17 protein-coding genes are annotated in these 17,777 nt (G+C 66.6%); 12 read left to right on the forward strand and 5 right to left on the reverse strand.

The features are described 5' to 3' along the window. Positions 1-44 precede the first annotated feature (44 nt). Both J2805_RS18370 and J2805_RS18375 read right to left on the reverse strand, forming a co-directional pair. Entirely contained in the window at positions 45-980 is a 936-nt protein-coding gene (locus tag J2805_RS18370) for a DUF817 domain-containing protein (RefSeq protein ID WP_309978787.1), read from the reverse strand. A 49-nt stretch (positions 981-1,029) separates the two neighbouring features. Next, entirely contained in the window at positions 1,030-1,803 is a 774-nt protein-coding gene (locus J2805_RS18375; RefSeq protein ID WP_309978789.1) for an oxygenase MpaB family protein, read from the reverse strand. A gap of 153 nt (positions 1,804-1,956) precedes the next feature. Between J2805_RS18375 and J2805_RS18380 the strand changes: the two genes are divergently transcribed. From J2805_RS18380 to J2805_RS18395, 4 genes are all read left to right on the forward strand, one after another. Then, the gene (locus tag J2805_RS18380; protein WP_309978791.1) at positions 1,957-2,433 is read left to right on the forward strand and encodes an NUDIX hydrolase; all 477 of its coding nucleotides are present in this window, start codon (positions 1,957-1,959) and stop codon (positions 2,431-2,433) included. A 187-nt stretch (positions 2,434-2,620) separates the two neighbouring features. After that, positions 2,621-4,744 (forward strand): penicillin acylase family protein, encoded by a 2,124-nt coding sequence (locus J2805_RS18385; RefSeq protein WP_309978793.1) that lies wholly within the window; start codon positions 2,621-2,623, stop codon positions 4,742-4,744. Beyond that, positions 4,731-5,324, forward strand: a complete 594-nt coding sequence (locus tag J2805_RS18390; RefSeq protein ID WP_309978795.1) for a GNAT family N-acetyltransferase — start codon at positions 4,731-4,733, stop codon at positions 5,322-5,324. Before J2805_RS18385 ends, J2805_RS18390 begins: the two co-directional genes overlap by 14 nt. Positions 5,325-5,370: 46 nt before the next feature. Then, on the forward strand, positions 5,371-5,679 hold the full coding sequence (locus J2805_RS18395) for a hypothetical protein (RefSeq protein WP_309978797.1): 309 nt from the start codon (positions 5,371-5,373) through the stop codon (positions 5,677-5,679). A gap of 11 nt (positions 5,680-5,690) precedes the next feature. On the opposite strand, the gene J2805_RS18400 is transcribed toward J2805_RS18395, so the two are convergent. The 3 genes from J2805_RS18400 to J2805_RS18410 form a co-directional block, all read right to left on the reverse strand. Continuing rightward, the gene (locus tag J2805_RS18400) at positions 5,691-6,068 is read right to left on the reverse strand and encodes a hypothetical protein (protein WP_309978799.1); all 378 of its coding nucleotides are present in this window, start codon (positions 6,066-6,068) and stop codon (positions 5,691-5,693) included. After that, on the reverse strand, positions 6,068-6,541 hold the full coding sequence (locus tag J2805_RS18405; RefSeq protein WP_309978801.1) for a hypothetical protein: 474 nt from the start codon (positions 6,539-6,541) through the stop codon (positions 6,068-6,070). The genes J2805_RS18400 and J2805_RS18405 overlap by 1 nt, the downstream gene beginning before the upstream one ends. Positions 6,542-6,910: 369 nt before the next feature. Further along, positions 6,911-7,531, reverse strand: a complete 621-nt coding sequence (locus tag J2805_RS18410) for a TetR/AcrR family transcriptional regulator (RefSeq protein WP_309978803.1) — start codon at positions 7,529-7,531, stop codon at positions 6,911-6,913. A gap of 116 nt (positions 7,532-7,647) precedes the next feature. Between J2805_RS18410 and J2805_RS18415 the strand changes: the two genes are divergently transcribed. The 8 genes from J2805_RS18415 to J2805_RS18450 all read left to right on the forward strand — a co-directional run bounded on the left by J2805_RS18415 (position 7,648) and on the right by J2805_RS18450 (position 17,659). Next, positions 7,648-9,192, forward strand: a complete 1,545-nt coding sequence (locus J2805_RS18415; RefSeq protein ID WP_309978804.1) for an APC family permease — start codon at positions 7,648-7,650, stop codon at positions 9,190-9,192. Further along, on the forward strand, positions 9,193-10,053 hold the full coding sequence (locus J2805_RS18420) for a carbon-nitrogen hydrolase family protein (RefSeq protein WP_309978806.1): 861 nt from the start codon (positions 9,193-9,195) through the stop codon (positions 10,051-10,053). It abuts the gene before it with no gap. Between the two features lie 174 nt (positions 10,054-10,227). Next, positions 10,228-11,469 (forward strand): NYN domain-containing protein, encoded by a 1,242-nt coding sequence (locus tag J2805_RS18425; protein ID WP_309978808.1) that lies wholly within the window; start codon positions 10,228-10,230, stop codon positions 11,467-11,469. 146 nt (positions 11,470-11,615) lie between these two features. Continuing rightward, positions 11,616-12,512: a MurR/RpiR family transcriptional regulator gene (locus J2805_RS18430; RefSeq protein ID WP_309978810.1), complete on the forward strand. Its 897-nt coding sequence runs from the start codon at positions 11,616-11,618 to the stop codon at positions 12,510-12,512. A 26-nt stretch (positions 12,513-12,538) separates the two neighbouring features. Continuing rightward, entirely contained in the window at positions 12,539-13,468 is a 930-nt protein-coding gene (locus J2805_RS18435; protein ID WP_309978812.1) for an NAD(P)-dependent oxidoreductase, read from the forward strand. 9 nt (positions 13,469-13,477) lie between these two features. Beyond that, the gene (locus J2805_RS18440; protein WP_309978813.1) at positions 13,478-15,025 is read left to right on the forward strand and encodes an aldehyde dehydrogenase family protein; all 1,548 of its coding nucleotides are present in this window, start codon (positions 13,478-13,480) and stop codon (positions 15,023-15,025) included. 28 nt (positions 15,026-15,053) lie between these two features. Continuing rightward, entirely contained in the window at positions 15,054-16,277 is a 1,224-nt protein-coding gene (locus J2805_RS18445; RefSeq protein WP_309978815.1) for an amidohydrolase, read from the forward strand. Next, positions 16,274-17,659, forward strand: a complete 1,386-nt coding sequence (locus J2805_RS18450) for a DUF3100 domain-containing protein (protein WP_309978817.1) — start codon at positions 16,274-16,276, stop codon at positions 17,657-17,659. The genes J2805_RS18445 and J2805_RS18450 overlap by 4 nt, the downstream gene beginning before the upstream one ends. Positions 17,660-17,777: the final 118 nt, after the last annotated feature.

A 17,777-nucleotide genomic window follows, 5' to 3' on the forward strand; every position in this document is an offset into this window, starting at 1 on the left:
GGTCACTCCTCTGGAAAACAGACGTCTTCGTCCTGGCCCCCATGCTAGGGGTTCAAAGGTTGCGACCAGGCTGCATTGGGCGTCTGAGGCCTGCTTTCCCCGGGCTCTTCTGTCCCGCCGGGCCCTGCCGGTTCCTCGGGTGGCACGGGCTTGTAGACCCAGGCCACCAGCACCACGGAGATGATCATCAGCAGGAACCAGGACACCAGCTTGTCGGGCGAGACCATATGCCATCCATCCACCTGGTCGGGGTAGAGCCAGGCCCCGGACCAGGTGGCAATGTTCTCGGCAATCCAGATGAACAGCGCCACAAGAAGGAAGGCCAGGACCAGCGGCATCCGGAACTTCCTGCGGAAGACGCGGAATTGCATCACGCACCGCCCGTAGATGATCACGACGGCGGCCAGCAGGACCCAGCGGGCGTCCACGATGTAGTGGTGCGTGAAAAAGTTCAGATAAATGGCTGCGGCCACGATCGCCGTCACCCACCGCCGCGGGTAGCGGGCGAAGCGCAGGTCGAACAGGCGGTAGACGCGCACCATGTAGGAACCCACTGCCGCATACATAAAGCCGCTGAAGAGCGGAACCGCCCCGATGCGCAGGACCCCTTCGGCCTCATAGGACCATGACCCCACGTCGGTTTTGAACAGCTCCATGACGGTTCCCACCAGGTGGAAGAGGACGATTACCCTGAGCTCTCGGAGGGTCTCGAACCGTGTGGCAACCATCAGGATCTGGATCACGACGGCGGCGAGCGTCAGGAAGTCGTTCCTGGCCAGTTCGGCGTCGTCGGGGTACCAAAGGCGCGCCGCCAGCAGCACGGAGAGGAGGGCTGCGCCGAAGATGCAGGCCCAGCCCTGCTTGAGCCCGAACACTACAAACTCCGTAACCCTGGAACGGACGCCGCCGGCAGGAGCCTTGTCCAAGAACCGGTGAGCACGCTCATCGATCAGAAGTTCTATGGACGTGAAGCTGCGCATTGGTACCCTGTTCCCCCGCCACGAGTGGCAATGATGATTCCTGCCGAGCCTAGTCCGTGCCGAGCCGGGCGAGGCAGTAGTTCTTGGGCCAGTGCCGGGCCCGCTGCGGCAGCCGCGGGTAGACCACGGCGGACCACCGCATGGTGCGGTCGAACCAGCGGCGATGACGTTCGCTCCACGGGAGCCCGAGGCCGTGCCTGAGCTGGTCCGGCAGGAGGCCTACGGTGATAAAGCGGGCCAGCGGCATGACCAGGCGCTGCCAAAGCTGCGGGTCGGGCGGATACAGCAGCTCCCGAGCCACGCGTACGCTGACCTCGTCGGCATGCAGCCTCTGCAGGCAGCCGTCCCAGTAGGCGCGGAATGCTGCACGGTCGGCTGGCCACAACTCTGCCGGAAGCTGCAGGACCGTGCCGATTCGCGCGTAGTCCCGGTACATGAGGTCCGCCGCTTCGTCGTCGAGCTCCCCGTAGATTCTCTCGTACACGGTGACTGCGGTGTCGTAAAGGGTGGCTACCACCCACAGCTGCGAGTGGGCGTCGAAGGCGCTGTAGCCTTCGGAACCGGCGTCGGGCTTCCGGCGGACGGGAGCGTGGGCGCGGTTCACGCTGCGGCGCACCGCAGCCACCTGCCCTTCGGTGCCGTACACCACGGCGTACACGTAGGTCAGGGTGCCGCGAAGCCGCTCCAGCGGACGACTGGTGAAGTTGCTGTGCTCTGCCACGCCGTGGCCCACCGCCGGGTTGGCGATCTGCAGCAGAATTGCGCGGCCTGCCCCGGCGAGCAGGACGCCTTCTGCTCCCATGTCGGCAAGTCCATGCACCATGCCCACACCCTACCCGAGAGGCCGGAATGGTGCCCTCGTTAGTCCCCTGCCGATCCCGCCGGAAAGTTCCGCCGGAGTCCCGGCGAGCAGTCCCGCCGAGGACCGGGACCAATTACGGCAGCTTGCCCGTATAGCCTTGGGAGGGGAGGGAACATGACCGTTCGAAGCGCAGGAATACTCTTGTACCGGTGGAATCCGGACGCCCAGCTGGAGGTCTGGATAGCCCACATGGGCGGACCTTTCTGGGCCCGCAAGGACGCCCATGCATGGTCCCTTCCCAAGGGTGAATACCCTGAGGACGAGGATCCGCTGACCGCCGCCCGGCGGGAGTTCGCCGAGGAAATGGGCACTCCGGCGCCGCCTGCTGACTACGTCCGCCTTGGCGCGTTCAGGCAGCCGTCGGGCAAGGTCATCACGGCCTTCGCCGCCGAGTGGGACTTCCGGCCGGGAGAGGTTGTGAGCAACACCTTCCCGCTGGAATGGCCCAAAGGATCCGGCGTCATCCAGCACTTTCCCGAAATCGACGACGCCCGTTGGTTCCTTGAGCCCGAAGCACGGACCAAGCTGGTGAAAGGCCAGTTGCCCATCCTGGACGCCCTCCTTCAGCACCTGGGGAACAACGTTCCCTGAAGGCAGGCAGAGGCAGCGGCCGACGGCGGGACGGCCGCCGTCGTGCTTGTCCCATTGTTACCGCCGCATTTTGTCAACGCTGAGGCCCCACCCTATTCTTCTAGTTAGCTAAGCCTTACCTAACCAGAAGAACCGGGAGAACACGTGCCTGCTGCACCACGGCCTCACCTGCCCGAGGTCCCCGCGAATGTCCGCTGAGACCTACCGGGATGCGTGGGGAATTCCGCACCTGCGCGCCGACAGCGCTGACGAACTGGCCTTCCTGCAGGGCTTCAATGCCGCCTCCGACCGCTCCTGGCAGATCGAAATGGAACGGTGGCGCTCCGAGGGCAGGACGGCCGAGCAGCTGGGAACCGACGGGGTCGAATGGGACCGCTTCGCGCGCCGATCACGGCTCGACGACACCGCGCGCCGCTGTTTCACCAACCTGGATGCTGCCACCCGGCACTGGTGCTCGGCCTACGTCGACGGCATAAATCACGCCCTTGGCTCGGGCCTGCGTGACGCTCCCGAGTTCCGGGACACAAACACCGCGCCTGCGCCCTGGGAGCCCTGGACGCCTCTGGGCGTTTTCCTGGTGCACCACATCCTGTTCGGCACCTTTCCCAACAAGCTGTGGCGTGCCCACGTAACCCAGATCCTCGGAGCGGGCGGAGTGGAACTGTTCAGCATCGAGGCTCCGGTGTGGGCGGGCAGCAACGCCTGGACAGCTGCAGGCGGCCTGACGCAGTCAGGTTTCCCGCTCATTGCCGGGGACCCGCACCGGCTGATGGAACTCCCGGGCGTGTACCAGCAGGTGCGGCTGGCGTGCCCGGAGTTCGACGTCGTCGGCCTCGCATTTCCAGGCGTTCCCGGGATCCCCCATTTCGGCCATACGGGAACGGCGGCCTGGGCGGTCACCAACGCGATGGCGGACTACCAGGACCTCTACAGCGAGCAGTTGCGGCGGGAAGGACACGTGGTGCTGGCGCTCGGACCCGACGGGGCGCGCCCGGTCCTGGCGCAGCACCAGGAAACGATCCTCGTCCGCGGCGGCGCCGCCGAAACAGTGGAAGTCATTGAAACGGAACGCGGACCGGTCATCTTCGGAGGGGTCGACGGCGGCGCACTCAGCCTCCGTACGCCCGCCCGCGTGGCGGGAACCCTGGGCTTCGAGGCCCTGCTGCCCCTCCTGCGGAGCCGTTCAGCGGCGGATGTGGAAACGGCGCTGGAAGCGTGGGTGGAGCCCGTCAATTGCGTGCTGGCGGCAGACTCCGACGGCGGCGTGCGCCAGCTGGTCGCGGGGAAAGTCCCGGTACGGAACCGCGAGAACCGGGTCCGCCCGGTCCCGGCGTGGTCAGCCGAGCACCAATGGACCGGCGGCTGGGAGGCCATGCCCGGCACTCCGGTGTCCGGGCTGGCCGTGAATGCCAATGACCGGGAATCCGGCGGCGGGGACCGGCTCGGACTGGAATTTGCACCGCCCCATCGTGCCCGGCGGATCCGGCAGTTGCTGGAGGAGGGCGGCACCGGGCTGGCCACCGCCGACATGGCACGCATCCAAATGGACAGCCGGCTCGGGTCGTGGCCCGCATTCCGTGCACTGCTGCAGGGTCTCACCTCGGGGCCAGGTAGCGATACCCCGCCAGAGACCGGCTCCCTGTCCGAAACCGCGCTGGCATTCCGCGAACGTCTCCTGGACTGGGACGGGCACATGCACGCGGACAACGACGATGCCGCCGCCTTTGCAGCCTGGCGCTCGGCCCTGGTCCTCGCCTTGGCGGCTTCGCCCGCGCTGACCCGGCTGGCTGCCCCCACCAGCTATCCTCCCCTGTTCGCGCCCTGGCTGAATCCGGTGGCACGCGTCGGGTTCGCCCTGGAGACGCTCCTGGCGAAGGGGCCGGCGCACGGCATCGACGTCGTTGAGGCAGCCACCCGCGCACTGGAGGAAACGGCCGCCGCGGCTCCGGCAGGAACCTGGGGTGCCAACCACACCGTGCTGCCGCTGCACGCACTGTCCGACCACGGCACGGGCGGGGCTGCTGCAGTGCCCGCCGTCCCGCTCACCCAGCTGTCCGGCGACACCGCATGCGTGCTTTCCACCGAGAGCCTGCCCGGCCTCACGGACAGGTCCTTCCGGGGGCCCGTGGCCCGCTATGTCTGGGACCTTGAGGACCGCGCCAACAGCAGCTGGGTGGTTCCGTTCGGTGCGTCAGGCCTGCCCGAAAGCCCGCATTTCGCCAGCCAGTTGCCCCTCTGGGCGGCCGGAGACCTCATTCCCGTCATCACTGACTGGGAGCATCTCACCAAGGAGAACCATGACCCGCGCTGACACTGCCTTGCCGCTCTCCGACAGGGAGTCCGTCTATGAGGAGGACCTGCCCGCGCTGGGCCGGCTCCGGCTGATCAGGGTGATCCCGGAGGCAGACGCTGACCTGATCTACGGCTGGGTGCGGGAGGAACGGGCCCGCTTCTGGGGCATGCGTGACCTGAGCCGTGACGAAGTCCGGGACATCTACGAGTTCCTGGACGGGCTGGACACCCACCACGCGTACCTGATGTCCGTGGCGGACACACCGGCGGGGATCTTCCAGACCTATGAGCCGCTCGAGGATCCCGTCGCCGAAGCGTACGAGGCCCGCCCCGAGGATACCGGCATGCACCTCCTGCTGGCCCCTGCCACCCGCCCGGTCCGGAACTTCACGCCCGTCCTCGTCGCCGGCCTGGTCCGTTTCCTGCTGTCGGATCCGTCGAAGGACCGGGTGGTGGCGGAACCGGACGCCCGCAACGACAAGGCGATCCGGCGGTTCCAGGGCTGCGGCTTCGAGCCGGGCTCCAAGGTGCAGCTTGCGGAGAAGGAAGCGCAGCTCGTGTTCCTGACCAGGGCAAAGTTCGAATCAGTGGAGTCCTAGCGGCCCTCCCGGAAGCCGCAGCCGTCCTCGAGGAAAGGTGTAATCCGTGCAGCAGGCCCTTCTTTTTCCCACCGCCCGAAACCATGACCACCTGTACGGGCTGGCCAGCCATCTGTGGATCGGGGACGGCCTCTATCCCACTGTTCATAACCGCAGGGACCCCTATGCCCTGCCGGCCTTCGACATCAACGGTCAGTGGGTATACCCGTCCCGGTACAACAGCTATCTTTCACCGCAGCTTCCCGCGTACCTCCTCGAGGAGGACTATCTTGTCTCGACCGGGCACGGCGAGGAACCGCCCGGACTTCCGTTGTTCGAAATCCGTTGCATGTGCCTGCCCCAGCTGCAGGGCTGACTACGCCACTTTCAGGTGGCTGTTTCTGCGGGATCCCCGTCATACCGTCCGAAACGGTGGAGGTACAAGTACATGCCGAGGAATGTGACCAGGCCCAGGAGTGGCCCTGCCCAGATGGCAATCGGAGTGCCGTGGATGAGTATCGCGGCGGCTCCGAATATGCCGCCTACGACACCTACTCCGGGGCTGGCAGTGGCGAGCTTGCCTTGGACGTCCCGGCCCACCTGACGGTATCGAAGGCCGTGCAGGACGCCGAAGAGGATGAAGGCGGCCCCCATAATCAATGGCCACGGCCAGTCGGCCATTGCCACAACGCTCAGGGTCAGCCCGTACATGGCGGCCAATGCCAACCAATAGTTTCGTACAGTGGTGGTGACTTTCGTGTTCATCAGCATCCTCGGTTGAAGTCGATCACGGATCCGGCGATGGCCATGGCCGCTGAGCAACCAAGCGCAGCCATAGGGCCGAAGAATCCCAAAGCGCCGCAGAATGCGGCATTGGTGCCCCACCAAGCCCAGAGGGCTGCCCACGCCGACGGGCACTGCGGGAACATCGGCTTCATGGACATGCTGCCTTTTCCGCCACCGACCATTGAAGGTTTGGCCTTGATGATCTTGGCTACCTTGGTGTTGTTCGGCCCATCACTGACTTCCAGTGAAAGATATCCGGTGTCGGTGAGCTCGACCAACGACTTAAGTACATCAGTAGGCATGGAAGCCGCTAGGAACTTCTGTTGAAGTCCACTGTCGAATCGACTGTCGGAAGACAGGAAGGCGGTGAGATGCTTGGATTTCTTGATGATGCGGAGCCGCTCGGCGAACCCGGCTGGGTCGTTTGATCGAGCTTGCTCGAGTCGTTCCATGGCCTCGTCTGTCTGGGCCTTGGTCGGTTGGAGCAACGCGACCCCAGAATCGGTGCCGGCTATGGTGCGCGCTCCGGCGGCACTGGCAGGCCCGACAGATGCCAAGAAGACCGCAATTACTGCCACTAATGTCACGACTACTCGACAGGCCTGTTTCCAAGCGCTAGTTGTGAAAAACATTTGAATTCCCCCAATACAGACTCCGCCTACTCTTGATGAGCAGGCCGACTCCCGCGCGACCCTTACAGGGCGCGGAAGCGGGGTCTAGGCTACAAATCCCACCAAGGTGATGCAAGTCAAATGGGCACCGTCCCATATTGGGGACTGCGGCTCAGGCGGACGACGGCGGGACCTCCCGCCGTCGTCCGCTTACGTTGTGGCGGCCTCCAGCAGCATGGCAGGATCCAAAGCGAGGAGAACCGCAGCGAGGCGGGCGTTGAGTTCGAAAACGTCGCGGCTGCTGGCCACCCCGGACAGCACGTCCATGACCAGCCCGTCCTCCTGGGCGACGATGATGCGGGCAATGTCCGCCGGTGCCAGGACGGGATGAAATTCGCCGGAGGCAATTCCTTCCGCGATGATGCCCTCGTAGTTTGACTGCTGCGCCCTGGTGAACTCCGCCTGGATGCGCCGCAGTTCAGCGTTCCGGAGCGAGTGGGACCAGTACTCGTAGAGAATCCTGGAGGCGTCGTCCTCCAGGCCGCCCGAGATGCCGGCCTGCAGCGCCGCGGCGAGCCGCGCGACGGGTCCCGCACCCGACTCCACGGCCGCCGCCAGGCTTTGCAGGAAACGGTCCGAGGACGCCTGCACCGCCGCGGCTTCGATCTCAGCCAGGCCGCCGAAGTAATACAGCACGGCGTTCGGGGCCATGCCCGCTTCGGACGCAATTGCCCGCAGCGTCGCCGCCCCTGCCCCTTCCCGGGCTGCCACCGCCTGGGCGGCGGCGAGGATGTGGTCCCGTCGGAGCTCCTTCTTGGTTGGACCTGGCATCGGCTCGCTGCCCCGTTTCTTTTGAGCGCTCGGGTATTGACAACGATCCTAGTCACATATTGAATGGGGTTCAAATTTGAACGTGATTCAAATTTCCAGACTCAACGAGGAGTTTCATGTCCCACCCCATTCCCCAGCCTCCGCCACCCACCACCACGCCTTCACCCTCCGCCAAGGGCCTGAAAGCAGGGTCCATCGGTATCGGCCCCACCGTCGCCCTTGGCCTGGCCGCCGTCGCACCGGCCTATAGCCTGGCCGTCACCCTTGGCTTCGTCGTCCTGGCCGTGGGCGCTCACACCCCCGCAGCTTTCCTGCTCGGTTTCGTCCCCATCCTGTTCACGGCCTTCGCCTTCCGGGAGCTGAACAAGGAGATGCCGGACTGCGGAGGCGTCTTCGTCTGGATCACCCGCGTCTTCGGACCCCGCGCGGGGTGGTTTCTTGGCGGCTGGGTTCCGCAGGTCGCAACGTTCATCGCCACGGCAGCCCTAGCCCAGGTGGCTGCCACGTACCTCCTGGAGTTCCTGGGCCTCGGGGCCGTCGCCGAAGAGCCCGTCCTGGTGGCCCTTTTTGCCTGCAGCCTCATCGTCCTCAGCGCGGTCATCTCCGCCCGCGGCATCGAACTTTCGGCCTGGCTCCAGTACGCCCTCATTGGGTTGCAGCTGGTGGCGCTTGGCGGCTTCTGCGTCGGCGCGTTCACGGCCATCGGCGCCGGCAGTACCCTCGACGGCGCCGAACCGCCCAGCCTCGACTGGTTGAATCCCTTCGCCTTCGGCGACGCCTCGGGACTCGTCTCGGGCGTGATCCTGTGCCTCTTCATCTACTGGGGGTGGGACGCCCTGATCGCCGTCAACGAGGAAACCACCAACCGCAAAAGCACCCCTGGACGCGCCGTCGTCATCACCACCACCATCCTGCTGGTTTTCTATGTGGTCACGGCCGTGGCGGCCGTCGGCTTTGCGGGCGTCGCCGGCATCACCGATCCGGGCACCGTCTCGGATGTCCTCTCCGTGCTCGGGCCGCAGGCAACCGGGACCGTTTTCGGCCAGGTCATCATCCTCGCCGTCGGCCTGTCGGCGCTGGCCGCCCTCATGACGGTGGCCGTCAGCACGCCGCGGTCCTGGCTCAGCATGGGCACTTACCGCGCCCTTCCCGGGGCCACCACCAAAATGCACTCCACCCGCGGCACCCCCACCACCTCGATCCTCTGGTGGGCTCTGCTGAGCGTCGGAATGACCGTGGGGCTGACGGCCATCGCCGCGGACTTCATCGGCTTCGCCGTCCTGTCGATCGGACTGCTCATCGCCGCGTACTACGCCGCAACCGCCCTCGCCTGCGTGGTGTATTTCGCCCCGCAGATGCGCACGTCCGCCGCGTCGCTCCTGATGAAAGGCATCCTGCCCGCGGTTGGCGCAGCCATGATGATCGCGGCCTTCGTCCTGAGCGCCGTCGACATGTACTCCCCCGACTACGTGGGGCTCTCCTGGCTGGGCATCGGAACGGTGTTCTGGACCGGCGTCGGCGCCCTGGTCATCGGCCTGATCGCCACCGCCCTGCTGCGAACCCGGTTCCGGGAGTTCTTCTCGGCGCAAACCATCTCCCGCGGCAACGTCACCACCCGGGCCGACCTGGCTATCATTCTCACCAGCGAAACAGAGGCATAAATGCGCATCCTGTCCGTAGCCGCCATCCAGACCAGGTCGGTCCCCTACGACGTCGAAGCAACCTGGCAGCGCTTCGCCCGGCAGGCCGAGTGCGCCAAAAACCTCGGCCCCGAAGTAGACGTCATCGTGGCTCCGGAACTGCTGCTCTCCGCGCCCGGCGAATTCCTCCAGCCGGACCCCGCCGCGGACACCCGCTCCGCGGCACCCATTCCCAGCGACCTCACCGGACGGATTACCGAGCTTGCCCAACGGCTGGGCGTTTGGCTCGTTCCGGGTTCGCTGCTGGAGGAGCACAACGGGTCCACGTACAACACGGCCATCGCCGTTTCGCCCGAGGGTGAGATCGTTGCCCGCTATCGGAAGCTTTTCCCTTGGCGCCCCTTTGAGGGAACAACACCCGGGGACTCGTTCGTCACATTCGATATCCCCGGCAAGGGCCGCGTAGGCCTGGCGATCTGTTTTGACGGCAGTTTCCCGGAGGTCTCCCGGCAGCTTGCCTGGCTCGGGGCCGAGGTGATCATCCAGCCCACCCTCACCACCACGCGGGATCGGGAAATGGAAGTGGTGATGTCCCGGGCCAATGCCTTCGTCAACCAGGTCTTCGTAGTTAACGTCAACGGCGCGGACCCTTCCGGCGTCGGCGAAAGCGTCATCCTGGACCCGGAAGGGACCATCATGCAGCAGGCCCGTGGCGGGGAGGAGATCCTCTACGGCGTCCTTGACCTGGACCGGGTAACCCAGGCGCGGCGGTACGGCACGCTCGGAATCAACAAACCCTGGTCCCAGCTCAAGGACCAGCGCGGCGTCCTCGCCTACCCCATGTTCGGGGGAGCGACCTTCCAGCCGCCTGAATGGAGCTAAGCGCACCACCGGCAACGGCGGGCGGACGACGGCGGGACATCCCGCCGTCGTCCGCTTGCGTCCGGCAGGTCCCCCACGAAGCGCCCGGCGCCGCGGAGCGCGTCGAGGCGCCCGGCGGCTTGCGTGTTGCAGAAAAGGCTCCCCAGGCACCCCGGTTGCTGGCACACTGAGCCAATGAAAGAGGCACGTTCTCCCTCCCGCCGCCCCGGCATCCGGGCCGCCATGTTTGTTGACTTCGACAACGTTTTTACGGGCCTGCAGGCCCTCGACCCGATGGCGGCGAAACGGTTCGCGGAAGACCCCAAGCACTGGGCGGACGCGTTGTCCGCCTCGGGCTCAGGCGAGAGCTCCCGGCGCTTCCTGATCCGCAACTGCTACCTGAACCCGGTGGTGTACTCGAAGTACCGGACGTACTGGACGCGTGCGGGTTTCCGCGTGATCGACTGCCCGTCGCTGACGCAGCGCGGAAAGAGCAGCACCGACATCAATCTCGTGCTGGATGCGATGGACACGCTTTCCGGCAGCGGCGGAATTGACGAGTTCTTCATCGCATCAGCCGACGCGGACTTCACCTCGCTCATCCAGCGATTCCGGGCCGCCGACAAGCTGACGACGGTGATCGCCGCCGGCGCCGTTGCCTTCGCTTACCGCGAGATGGCGGACAGTGTGGTGGAGTCGCACGACTTTGTGGCGATCCTCAACGGCACCACGGTGGAGCCGATCCACGCGGTGGCGTCTGTCCAGCCGCAGCGGGCAGAGAGTTCAGGGAAGGCCAAGCCCCGGGCGAAGACTGTTTCCACCGCAGTCAAGGAGGTGTGCGACTTCGTCCGGGCCGCCCCGGGCCCGGTTGTCGGGGCGATGGTGGCGCACCGGGCGCTCACGGCTGACCCGTCCCTGAAGACAGACTGGGGCGGCTGCGGGAAGTTCGGCACCTGGGTGGCCCAGATCGGCCAGGGCATTGAGTACACGGCAACGCGCGGCGGCTGGGTCTGGGATGCGCAGAGGTTTTCCAGCGACGACCTGCCCGCCGAAGCAGAGGCCGAATCCGGCATCGAGGAACGGGTCGCCAGGGTCACCGACGTGCCGGCCCTCTCCACGGCCCAGTTCCGGCAACTGTTCCTGGCGATGGCGGACAGGCTCCGGGAGCAGCCGGCCAGCCGCAACGAATTGGCCAAGCTTGTCCGGGATGACTGTGTCACCGCGGGTCAGCCGGTGTCCCGCGGCGCAGTGAACTTTGTCATCCAAGGCTTGGGATACGTCGACTTCCAGCTCACGGACACCGCAACGGCGGAAGAACTGGCGGCGGCCTGGACCGACGACGTCGAAGAACTGTGCCGGGTGGCACTGATGGAGTTCGACGGCGGAGAGAGGCTGGCCCTGCGGCGCTGGGCCAGTGGCGGCTTTGTGGATGCCTGACTGCTGAGAGGGGCCTGTCCGGCGGCTGCCGCAAAAGGTTTTAACCGCGCACGGAACCCAAAACTCTTCCTGCAATCCAAATTGCATAGTACATTTGATGCAAACGTCATTGCAGAGTGATTCAGGTTACAGAGAAGAGTTTCCCCGTGTCCCCCAGTACGGCACCCTCCGGCCGGCCCCCGAGCAGCAACGGCACTTCCGATCCGGCGTCGGCCTGGCTCGGCGACGCCCTGCCGGATGTCCTCCTGACCAAGTCCCAAGGCCGGGTAGTGGAGGTCATCGTGCGCAATCCGCAGCTGTCTTCCTACGCTGATATCGCCGAGATCGCGCAGCGGGCCGACGTCAACAACTCCACCGTGGTGCGGACGGCACAGCATCTGGGCTATCGCGGCTGGCCCGACCTGCAGCGCGAACTGCGCGCCCGCTACCTGGTGATGATTTCCACCGAGGACACCCTGGTGGAACACGGCGCACACCGCAGCCCGCTGCACGATGCGCTCAACCACGACATCGAAAACCTTCGCCTCACGCTGGACGCGAACACCGCCGACGAGGCACAGTCCGCCATTGCGACGCTGGCCGAAGCACGGTCGATCACCGTGGTGGGCATGGGCTCCTTCGCCGGTCCCGCCAGCGTCATGGCACATCTGGGAACCATCATGGGCTACCCCATCACCCTGGAGCCACGCGGTGGGGTCCATCTCGCCTCAAGCGTCAACAGGCTCGGCGAGGGCGATGTCCTGGTGGTGATCAACATGTGGCGTTCCATGCGCGAAATCATTGCCGCAGCAGAGGCCGCACATCAGGCCGGTGTGAAGGTGGTGGCCATCAGCGACATGCGACGCGGGCGCCTGGCCACCATCGCAGACCACCTGCTGGTGGTCGCTTCCGAGGGCATCTCCTTCTTCCAGTCCGTCACCGCCGCCAACTCGGCGGTCTACGGCCTGCTGACCGGAATGGAGGCTGCCCACCCCGACCGCAGCCGCGAAACCATCCGCCGGACGCAGCAGCTCTGGAAAGACCTCGACATCTTTTTGGACTAGTCAGCAACATCCCCAAGGAGCATTCAATGAACACCAGCATCGACCGCCGCATAGCCGTCATTGGCCTCGGCGCAATGGGCGGAGCCATGGCCGACACCCTGCACCGCACCGGCTGGCAGGTCACGGGCTTCGACCCCTCCGAAGCTGCCAGGACCGCCGCGGAGGCACTCGGCATTGGCACCGTGACAGACGCCGACGCATTGGCCGGAACCCCCTACGTGGTGCTGTCCCTGCCGTCTGCCGCGATTGTGGAGGCCACCGTGCCCGGCCTGTTCCGCGCACCCGGTACCGTGGCCATCGTTGACACCACCACCTCCGAACCGGCAACCAGCGCCGCGATGGCCACGCTGGCCGAAACGAACGGCGCCGCGTTTGTGGATGCGCCCGTTTCCGGCGGACGGGACGGTGCCGCCACCGGATCCCTCAGCGCCTTCGTCGGAGCCAGCCAAACAGCCCTCGCTGCCGCCGGGCCCGTGCTTGATGCACTGACCGGCGGAAAATACAGCCACATCGGCGGCCCCGGCAGCGGCAACGTGGTCAAACTGCTGAACAACGTCCTGGCAGCCGCCAACCTCGTCGCGGTGGGCGAAGCCCTCGCCGTGGCCAAGGCCTACGGCATCGATCCGGGCACCGCCGCAGCCAGCATCAGCGGAGCGTCCGGAGGCAGCAAAGTGTCCGCCGCGATGTACCCCAACTGGGTCCTCTCCGGCACCCACGACTCCGGCTTCGCCCTGGGCCTCATGGCGCGTGACGCCGCCCTGGCCGTGGACGTAGCCCGGCAAAAGGGTGAGAACCCCGCCCTCCTCGCAGCCGTCGTCGGCCAGTGGCAGGAAGCCCTGGCCGTCCTCGGCCCCGCCGCCGACTTCACCGAAATAGCCCGCATGGTTGCCCCCGCCATCACCCGCGCCGGCACTCCCACCACCCCCGTGGCCGCAGCCACAGCACCCCGCGCTTAAGGACCCCGCATGACCATCACCACAGCCCCCACCTCCTCCTCGACGGACACCGCCCGCGCCGTCCTCGATGCAGCTTTCCCCGGCGGCATCGGCGCCTTCATCGACGGCAAGGTAGTGCCCGGCAACGGGGAGACCGTCACGCTGACGGCCGCCGCCACCGGTGCCCCGTTCGCCACCTATTCCGACCCCGGTGCCGAAGGGGCCGGGGTCATCCTGGAAAGCTCCGTCCGCGGCGCCGCGGCCTGGGGCGAACTCAACGGCTTCGAGCGCGCAGCCATCCTCCGCAACGTCAGCCGCACTTTGGAAGCCCACACCGAAGAACTGGCCATCCTGGAATCGGCCACCACCGGGAAGCCCATTCGCGACGCCCGGGTGGAAGCCGCCAAAGTGGCCGAAATGTTCGGCTACTACGCCGGCTGGGCGGACAAGCTCACCGGGCAGACCATCCCGGTGCCCGGATCCTGGCACACCTACACCGAACGGGTGCCCTGGGGCGTGATCGTGGCCATCACGCCCTGGAACGCCCCGATGTTTACTGCCGGCTGGAACTCCGCCGCGCCCTTGGCGGCAGGCAATTCGGTAATCATCAAACCCAGCGAGTTCACGCCGGCGTCCACCATCCGGGTGGCGCAGCTGGCCCACGAAGCGGGGCTGCCTGACGGCGTCTTCAACGTCGCTCCCGGGCTCGGCCAGACGGTCGGTGCAGCCCTCACGTCAGACCGCCGCGTGGGCAAAGTCAGCTTCATCGGCTCCGTGCCCACCGGGCGGCGTGTGGCCGTGGCCGCTGCCCAGGCCGGCATTCCGGCCCTGCTGGAACTCGGCGGCAAGAGCGCCAACATCGTCTTCGCCGACGCGGACCTTGAGAGGGCGGCCGACGGCGCCATTTCCGCCATCTTCTCCGGTGCTGGGCAGTCCTGCGTGGCAGGATCACGGCTCCTGGTGGAGCGGAGCGTGCACGCCCAGTTCGTGGAGCTGGTGGCGGACCGGGCAGGCCGGCTCCGCGTCGGGGATCCGCTGAGTGCCGACACTGAGGTGGGTCCCATCATCACCGCCCAGCAGTTCGCCACCGTCAATTCCCTCATTGACGCCGGCGTGCAGGACGGCGGGCGCCGCATCACCGGCTCCGCGCTTCCGCCCCACCTCACCGGATCCGCACTGGCCGGCGGCCACTGGGTGATGCCCACCCTGCTCGACGGCGTGACACCGCAGAACCGCCTGGAAACCACCGAGGTCTTCGGCCCGGTGGTCGGCGCGGATGCCTTCGACACCGAAGCGGAAGCCATCGCGCGGGCCAACAGCACCAGCTTCGGCCTGGCGGGCGCCGTGTGGACCTCGGACGTTTCCCGGGCCCACCACGTGGCGCGCTCGGTCAACGCCGGCACCTTCTGGATCAACTCGTACAAGACCATCCACGTGGCCGTCCCGTTTGGCGGCTTCGGCGATTCAGGCCACGGACGGTCCTCCGGCCCGGGCGTGCTGGACGAATACACCCAGACCAAGGCCATCTGGGTGCCCACCCGGGCAGCCGGCTCCCCCTTCCCGTCCCTTTCCTACTAGCCCTTTCCGATTAGCGAGGCAGAGACCCGTGGAACTTACAGACACGTCCAGACCCGCCGATGCGCTGAGAGCCGAGCTCAGCGAGGGCGTGGACCGGTGGAAACCGAGCGTCCACGTCATGGCCAGGGGCATGCACGCCAACCCCGAGATTTCCTTCGAGGAAACCCGGTCCTCCGAGGCGGCCGCCACGCTGCTCGAAGAGGGCGGCTTCACCGTAGAACGCGGGAGCTGCGGCCTGCCCACCGCTTTCACGGCGACCGCCGGCAGCGGCGACCTCGTCGTCGCGCTGTGCGTGGAATACGACGCGCTCCCCGGGATCGGGCACGCATGCGGGCACAACCTGATCGCCGGTGCCTCCGTTGCCGCCGCGCTGGCACTGGCTCCGCTGGCCGATGAACTGGGCATCACGCTCAAGGCCATCGGTACTCCGGCCGAGGAGCATGGCGGCGGGAAGGTCCTGATGCTGGAGCGCGGCGGTTTCGACGGCGTGGGGCTGGCACTCATGGTCCACCCGGTGCAGGACGGCCTCACCTACAACCCGGCCGGGACCAGCGCCCAGGCCGTGGGGCGGTACCGGGCAACGTTCACCGGGAAGGCCGCGCACGCCGCGGCCGCACCGCACCAGGCCGTGAACGCCGCCGACGCCGCGGTGCTCAGCCAGGTTGCCGTAGGCCTGCTCCGGCAGCAGATCCCCGGCGACCACCGGATTGCCCTGTACGTCGCCGAGGCCGGGCACGTCACCAACATCATTCCGGAGCGTGCCGTGCTGAACTTCGAATGTCGCGCCTTCACCCTGCCGGAATACCAAGCGCTGCTGGAACGCGTGCGGCGCTGCTTCGAGGGGGCCGCTCTTGGCACCGGGACCCAGCTGACCATTGAAGCCACGGAACCGTTGTACGAACCCCTGATCCAGGACGATGCACTCGCCGCCCACTGGACCAGCGCGATGGACTCCTTCGGCAAGGACACCTCGCCGTCCGCCGGGCTCAGCGGCGGCTCCACCGACATGGGAAACGTCTCCCAGGTCATCCCCAGCCTGCACCCGTGGCTGAGCATCCCGGGCGCGGATGTGCCGATCCACTCCCATGCCTTCGCCGCACTGGCGGACACCCCGGAGGCGTACGCGGTCATGTTCGAGGCAGCCGTTGCCCTGGCCTGGACCATCGCCGCTGCCGCCACCACCCCCACAGAACGCGAGCGGTTCGCCGGTGCCGCGTTCAGCCGCCCCACCCCACAGGAAGGTACGTCATGAGTACCAGCACCACGAGCGCCCCGACCACCCGGGCCGGAACCAAGCTAACACTCCCCGTTGCGGCGCTGGCCCTCGCCATCGCCGTCGTCGTCCAGCTCATCGGCCAGCTGAAGATCGACCTGGGCATCGGTTCGATCATCATCTTCCCCATGGTCTGGGGCCTTATCCTCGGCCTTCTCGTCTCGGTGCAGAAGTTCAAGCCGCTCGGCCTGGACCTCCAGCGCGTGGCGGCAGCCCTCGTCGGCGTCGCGGTGTTCCTGCTGGTGGCACGCCTTGCCTTCAACATCGGCCCGAGCCTGCCCAGCCTCATCAAGGCGGGCCCCGCCCTGGTCCTGCAGGAAATCGGCCACCTGCTCGGAACGGTAGCCCTGGCCCTCCCCCTGGCGGTGCTGCTGCGCATGGGCAAAGCGACAGTGGGCGCCACGTTCTCCCTGGACCGGGAGCCCTCCTTCGCCATGGTCTCGGAAAAATACGGTCCCGACTCGGACCAGTACCGCGGTGTTCTGGCCATGTACGTCTTCGGCACCCTGTTCGGCGCCGTCTTCATCACCCTGCTGACCTCGCTCGTGGCCAACTGGAAAATCTTTGACCCGCTGGCCATGGCCATGGGTGCCGGCGTCGGGTCCGGATCGATGATGGCAGCCTCCGCCGCCAGCATCATCGGCGCCTACCCCGGCGACCAGGAAGCCATCCTCGCCATGGCTGCCATTTCCAACCTGATCACCACCGTGCTGGGCGTGTACGTCGGCATCTACCTGGCCCTGCCGCTGGCCGACCGCTTCTACCGGTTCCTGACCCGCAAGCAGACCGCCCGCGAAAACGCGCTTGCCACAGCGGGATCCACGGGCGCCCCGGTGGCCCGGACCCAGGAAGACCTCGACCGCGAAGAGGCCCAGGCCCACGCCAACCGGGAGTTCCGCGAAAAGGTCGCTGCATCATCGGCGGCAATCACCCTGCCGCTGTGGCTCTCCCTCTCGGTCCTCACGGTCCTCGGGGTGGCCACCGCATCCATCGCGGCCAAGGGCTTCAGCTGGTCCATCATCGGCGGGTACGCCATCATGCTGGCGCTGGTGCTCCTCAGCCTGCTGCTGGCCAGAATCACCAAGAAGATCTCCGCCATCGTGTTCATCACCACTATCGGCGCGTACATCTCCAGCCCCTGGTTCTTCGGTGCCGAGCCGCTCAACGCCATGGTGAAAACGGTCGACTTCCTGTCCATCGCCACGGTCATGCTCACGCTGGCCGGCCTGTCCCTCGGCAAGGACATCCCGCTGCTGAAGAACATCGGCTGGAAGATCATCCCGGTCGGCCTGGTCGCCATCACCGCATCCTTCCTGCTCTCCACCGTGATCGCCGAGTTCGCGCTGGGGCTCTGGCACTAACTGCAGCCACCCCGTTGCCTGCGCGGCAGGTCCACGGCAACCGCAACGGACGACGACGGCGGGACCTCCCGTCGTCGTCATCCGTTGCGTTTTCTGCCGACTGTCGCGTCCCGCTAGG

Origin of the sequence: Arthrobacter oryzae, from assembly GCF_031454875.1 — a bacterium.
Classification (GTDB): domain Bacteria; phylum Actinomycetota; class Actinomycetes; order Actinomycetales; family Micrococcaceae; genus Arthrobacter; species Arthrobacter oryzae_D.

Excerpts from the sequence above, each read along its gene's own strand:
- J2805_RS18410 (WP_309978803.1), bottom strand. The coding sequence starts at position 7,531 with ATGCCAGGTCCAACCAAGAAGGAGCTCCGACGGGACCACATCCTCGCC.
- J2805_RS18415 (WP_309978804.1), top strand. The coding sequence starts at position 7,648 with ATGTCCCACCCCATTCCCCAGCCTCCGCCACCCACCACCACGCCTTCA.
- J2805_RS18435 (WP_309978812.1), top strand. The coding sequence starts at position 12,539 with ATGAACACCAGCATCGACCGCCGCATAGCCGTCATTGGCCTCGGCGCA.
- J2805_RS18420 (WP_309978806.1), top strand. The coding sequence starts at position 9,193 with ATGCGCATCCTGTCCGTAGCCGCCATCCAGACCAGGTCGGTCCCCTAC.
- J2805_RS18375 (WP_309978789.1), bottom strand. The coding sequence starts at position 1,803 with ATGGTGCATGGACTTGCCGACATGGGAGCAGAAGGCGTCCTGCTCGCC.
- J2805_RS18425 (WP_309978808.1), top strand. The coding sequence starts at position 10,228 with ATGAAAGAGGCACGTTCTCCCTCCCGCCGCCCCGGCATCCGGGCCGCC.
- J2805_RS18380 (WP_309978791.1), top strand. The coding sequence starts at position 1,957 with ATGACCGTTCGAAGCGCAGGAATACTCTTGTACCGGTGGAATCCGGAC.
- J2805_RS18440 (WP_309978813.1), top strand. The coding sequence starts at position 13,478 with ATGACCATCACCACAGCCCCCACCTCCTCCTCGACGGACACCGCCCGC.
- J2805_RS18390 (WP_309978795.1), top strand. The coding sequence starts at position 4,731 with ATGACCCGCGCTGACACTGCCTTGCCGCTCTCCGACAGGGAGTCCGTC.
- J2805_RS18400 (WP_309978799.1), bottom strand. The coding sequence starts at position 6,068 with ATGAACACGAAAGTCACCACCACTGTACGAAACTATTGGTTGGCATTG.
- J2805_RS18450 (WP_309978817.1), top strand. The coding sequence starts at position 16,274 with ATGAGTACCAGCACCACGAGCGCCCCGACCACCCGGGCCGGAACCAAG.
- J2805_RS18385 (WP_309978793.1), top strand. The coding sequence starts at position 2,621 with ATGTCCGCTGAGACCTACCGGGATGCGTGGGGAATTCCGCACCTGCGC.
- J2805_RS18370 (WP_309978787.1), bottom strand. The coding sequence starts at position 980 with ATGCGCAGCTTCACGTCCATAGAACTTCTGATCGATGAGCGTGCTCAC.
- J2805_RS18405 (WP_309978801.1), bottom strand. The coding sequence starts at position 6,541 with ATGGAACGACTCGAGCAAGCTCGATCAAACGACCCAGCCGGGTTCGCC.